Annotated in this window: 2 protein-coding genes; one reads left to right on the forward strand and one right to left on the reverse strand. The window is 42.6% G+C overall.

Annotation, left to right across the window (positions count from 1 at the left end):
* Nucleotides 1-349 precede the first annotated feature (349 nt).
* The gene (locus tag B9J87_RS14040) at nucleotides 350-973 is read left to right on the forward strand and encodes a DUF2057 family protein (RefSeq protein ID WP_176429539.1); all 624 of its coding nucleotides are present in this window, start codon (nucleotides 350-352) and stop codon (nucleotides 971-973) included.
* A 64-nt stretch (nucleotides 974-1,037) separates the two neighbouring features.
* Here the strand turns inward: B9J87_RS14040 and B9J87_RS14045 are convergent, their stop codons facing one another.
* Entirely contained in the window at nucleotides 1,038-2,423 is a 1,386-nt protein-coding gene (locus B9J87_RS14045; RefSeq protein ID WP_017048120.1) for an SLC13 family permease, read from the reverse strand.
* Nucleotides 2,424-2,518 lie beyond the last annotated feature (95 nt).

Here is a 2,518-nt window from a genome sequence, read left to right on the forward strand (position 1 = left end):
CTTTTCGAGTCATCGTTAAAATTTTGTTATGGGGATTCACCGTGTTACATCTTAAAAGCAATTCTGAGTCAGGAATTCAGAATTTTGACAAAGCAAAGCAGGTAAGTTTAATTTTTTACGCTAATTAAGGCCTTTGAAGAAGACTAAATGGCATAATTTAAAATTAAGAGAATGACATTATCACGTGACTAACGATCTGATAATATTGACGAATGCATGACGCATGCCTCGCGCTAAAGATGTTACATTTCAATGAAAATTAGTCACTTATGCCGTTGAGAACTTGCTTTTACAACCAACTATCGGCAACCTCTACTCTATTGCTTGCAAGGATAAAATAATGAACCTAATTAAACCGGCTTTATGTACATTAACCATGATCTTTAGTGCCTCTGTATTGGCTAATATCACTCTTGAAATTCCAGACACCATTAACTTATTAGCGGTGAATGGTCAGAAGCCCGAAACTTCTGGCAGCCTATTTTCCTCAGCGAAAAGCCTTGAGCTGGCCGATGGTGAACAACAAATCGTCTTCAAATACGCGCCTTATTTTACGCAAGGGAATGACCGTGTGATTATCGAAAGCGATGCAGTCATTGCCACATTCACCGCAAAGGATGCAAAACTGAATTTTGCCATGCCTGAATACCGTGATGCACATCGAGCAGAGAAAGAGATTAAAACAATGCAATGGTCACTGATTGACCAAGCAGGCCAAACACTAGAGATGAAGCAAGATCGCCTTCTTAAAGAAGGGTATCAAGTAGGCCGTGACTATATCCGTGAAGCAAATGACTATAATCGCGCAGGGGGTATTGCGGCTATTGGAATGACGGATGTTGCTATGCTGCAAAATGAACTAGCTCAGTCAGGAAATGTACAAAACGCCGCCGAAGAAATGCTGCATTTTTGGTACAACAAGGCTGATGAGAAAACGAAAGCACGCTTTAAAGAATTCGTTAACCAACAGTAATAACATCTCAATATGAGCTCTCTGAATTGAGAGCTCATTAGTATTGAAGTAGTTTGTGCTTAGCTTACCAGAACAGCATCGCAATCATGGTCAGCAAGCCAATACAAGCAATATTTAGCATCATACCCACTCGCATCATCTCACTTTGCTTAATGTGTCCAGAGGCAAACACTATCGCATTGGGTGGCGTCGCAACGGGCAACATAAATGCACAAGAAGCCGCAATAGCAATCAATACAGATAGAATCACGGGTGAGATACCAAAGGCTTCAGCAACACTGGCAAACACCGGAATAAGCAGCGCTGCACTGGCTGTATTACTCGCGAATTCCGTTAGGAACACCACGAAAACAGCAATCACGAATACAATAAAGAACAGACCTAAATGAGAGATCAGGGCACTTAGTTCATTGGCTAGGAAAACGCTGGTTCCCGTTTGCTTAAGTACGTTGCTCAAGCAAATACCGCCACCAAACAGCAGTAATACCCCCCAATCTGCCGTTTTTTCTACATCTTTCCAGTGCACCACTCGGGCAAAATTGACCAAAACAATCGCACCCAGCGCAACCAGAGTATCAAAGCTCGCAAAACCACCCAGCATGGCATTGACTGGTTTGCTAAATATCCAACAAAAAACCGTTAATGCGAAAATACCAAGCGTGACGACTTTACCTTTATCCCAAGTAACAGGTTCATAATTGAGCTCGAACTCTCCATTAAGATCCGGTTTTAATGCGAAATATAAAATAGTAATCGCAATGGGCAGCATAATCGCCGCCGTTGGAGCACCAAATTTCATCCAATCTGTAAATGAAAGACCAACCTCAGCCGCGGCAATCGCGTTAGGAGGGCTTCCTACGATGGTGGCAATACCACCAATGCTGGCGCTGTAAGCAATACCTAAAAGCACAAAAACATAGGTAGAATGACCACGGTCTTTATCCACTTTGCTGAGCACTCCAAGCACAAGCGGTAGCATCATCGCAGCGGTGGCAGTGTTACTGATCCACATTGAAAGCGCGGCAGTCACACCAAACAACATGAATACCGCAACGCTCATTTTCCCGCGCGCCATGATAAGAACTTTATCGGCAATAACTTTATCCAGCCCCTGCCGATGCATAGCAGCAGCCAATGCGAATCCACCTAAAAATAGGAAGATAATCGAGTTAGCAAAGTTATTGAGCGCCGTTTGGGTGTTGAAAACACCAAAAACGATGGCCATGATAGGCACAAGAATGGCAGTGACTGTGACGTGTAAAGCTTCCGTTAACCACAGCACAGCAATAAATGCCAGCATACTAATGCCCAAAGCGACATTAGAATCAACAGGTAAGGCATTGTACAAGATAAAAAACAGGACAATATCGGCTAGGATGATAAGGCTGTTGCGGTTAAAAAACCATTCTCGGGTGTTGGAGGGTAAAGGGACACTATCGTTTCTATTCATTATTATTTTTCCTTATGAGGGCCTACTGGCAACAATATGATCACACATATTCAAACAAGGAGATAATAATTATTGCGAAATTGTTAACCTTATCA

Origin of the sequence: Vibrio sp. V19_P1S1T109, assembly GCF_002241375.1 — a bacterium.
GTDB classification, from domain to species: Bacteria; Pseudomonadota; Gammaproteobacteria; order Enterobacterales; family Vibrionaceae; genus Vibrio; species Vibrio anguillarum.